2 protein-coding genes are annotated in these 1,691 nt (G+C 32.5%); both read right to left on the reverse strand.

The genetic code is table 11. The features are described 5' to 3' along the window. Window positions 1-96: 96 nt before the first annotated feature. Window positions 97-276 (reverse strand): hypothetical protein, encoded by a 180-nt coding sequence (locus GKE48_RS14430; protein WP_154301381.1) that lies wholly within the window; start codon window positions 274-276, stop codon window positions 97-99. A gap of 93 nt (window positions 277-369) precedes the next feature. Continuing rightward, the gene (locus GKE48_RS14435; protein ID WP_178837160.1) at window positions 370-1,668 is read right to left on the reverse strand and encodes an AbiJ-related protein; all 1,299 of its coding nucleotides are present in this window, start codon (window positions 1,666-1,668) and stop codon (window positions 370-372) included. Window positions 1,669-1,691: the final 23 nt, after the last annotated feature.

Below are 1,691 nucleotides of genomic sequence, written 5' to 3' on the forward strand. Positions count from 1 at the left end.
CCACTTTGTCAAGGTGGCTATGTAAACAGTACCAGAGAACGCAAAAAAGCCGCCTACTCTTAAAATCAATAAGAATAAGCGGCTTTGTAATCTGCCTTAGACATATTCAATTTTCATTCTCTTGGTCGGTGCATTTATGACCTTAAAAACAAACTCGTCAACACAATCCGTATATCTGCCTTGCTGAATGAGCTGATTTTTTAACTCTACAAGGCTATGTATCAAAAGTTTTCTTTCGTGGCTATCCAAATATAGATGATTAAATTTCTCTCTCATAAGCACACCTCCACATCTTTAGCTTCATTATAAGTTTCGGAAAAATAATATACAAATCTATAACTGGGAGACTTTGATAAAAACTCATTCCTATCATAAATTTCTTCCATCTAAATACTGGATTGCGGTTGAAATTAAAGACAGGCAACGTTTATAAAAATATTCATAATGCCTTTTATCCTGAATATCCGTTTTTGTTGTTTCATGGTGTCGAATTCTAAAATTATTGCCAAGTATGGTAAGCTCATGAAATTCCTTTTCAAATAATTCTAAAAACGGCTGTTGATTATTACCCATATCCATTATAATCTTATTAACCGATTTCTTCTTATCTACAGTCGATGAGCAGTAATATGTCTTTAGTCTCTCAAATGCATCCCAAAGTTTCTCCACTGCAATTTGCAAATTGTTTTCATCATAATATTTTGAAGCCTCTTGTAATAACTCTTTCAGTCCTACTTCTTGAACAGACACTAATGAATTTTTATTTATCTGAGTATCAAATGTATTCATTAGCTTCCCCTTGGAAAGCTGAAATGGTATCTCATTCAGTTTTAATATAGCATTAATCTGTGGTTCAAAGTCATCTGAGATACTATGTTTCGCAAAAAACTCTATTGCGTCCAACACACAAAATGGAGAATTAGAAAGTATGAATGCTTGCAAATCAGCAGTTTCAACATATTCTTTTTTATCATTATAACACATTGGCACATAAAATTGCCTTATTTCATTAAAAACATCCTCAGCTACTGTTGTATTATAATTCCATCCCGTTTCGTCAGTCGCTTGATATACGATATTATATCGCTCCAGAAACTGATAAATTTGATTTCTCGCTTTCCGCTTTATGGACAATACTATATTTTTTGCTTTTATGTCCTTTGCATTTCGTTGAGAATATGGAATAAACAACGTATTATCTTCTTGCTGATATATTCTCCATCCATAAACATCACGATTGGATATTTTTTCAGCAGGGTAAATCTCATAACCGTCATTTTGTAATAGCTTGTTAATTGCCACTAAAAATTCTTTCCAGTATCCCTTATCATATCGAACAGCAGGGTGAAATACTTCACAAAGAAATTTTAAATATACTTCATCGCTACCATCTTGTAAATTGAATCTTTTGTCTTCAAAAACCCAACAGTATGGATAATCATCATTATTCACTGTATGTTGCCAAATATCCTGTTCTGCATTTGCAAATCTTGAATCAAAACTTGGCATTCTCTCCAAATCATATAATCTTTTAAGAAAATCTATTTCTTCAAGGCGACCATAATAATTATAAGTAACGGTTCGGGTTTGAAAAAATTCGTCTATCTCTAATCCATTCTGAAATAAATCTAAAATATCTCGCTTTGTTATTTCTGTAATACGGTTCACTCCATTTTCCTCCTTTCAAGCAT

It is taken from the genome of Lachnospira eligens (genome assembly GCF_009680455.1).
Lineage (GTDB): Bacteria > Bacillota > Clostridia > Lachnospirales > Lachnospiraceae > Lachnospira > Lachnospira eligens_A.

Excerpts from the sequence above, each read along its gene's own strand:
- GKE48_RS14430 (WP_154301381.1), bottom strand. The coding sequence starts at position 276 with ATGAGAGAGAAATTTAATCATCTATATTTGGATAGCCACGAAAGAAAA.